The 289-nt window shown below is 56.4% G+C and carries 1 protein-coding gene; it reads right to left on the minus strand.

All coding sequences use genetic code 11. The features are described from left to right. On the minus strand, positions 1–139 hold a 139-nt coding region (locus EN852_RS39690), incomplete at its 3' end, for a DUF1326 domain-containing protein (RefSeq protein ID WP_135879965.1). Between the last annotated feature and the right edge of the window lie 150 nt (positions 140–289).

The following is a 289-nucleotide window of genomic DNA, read 5'->3' on the forward strand; positions in this document are numbered from 1 at the left end:
GAAAGACCAAGGCCACATCGCAAACACCTTGCGTCGGCTTCGACGTCAGCTGCGCGTTGGTGGACACCAGGCAAGGACATACGACATCGCAATTGCAGTTTTCGAAGTAACTGCCAGACAATTGCCAACTGGTTGCCATTTTCACCTCCCGGCTCTGTCAGGCGGGTCGGCTTGGAACGCTTTGGCGAGGTGGTGCCGCTTAAATCGTGGAAGCGGCAAATGGCCCGACATCGCGACTGCTCGGCACGCCAGGGCATATAGTTTAGTTGTACCTAATGCAGGCTACGCC

Origin of the sequence: Mesorhizobium sp. M2E.F.Ca.ET.209.01.1.1, from assembly GCF_004010375.2 — a bacterium.
GTDB lineage: Bacteria > Pseudomonadota > Alphaproteobacteria > Rhizobiales > Rhizobiaceae > Mesorhizobium.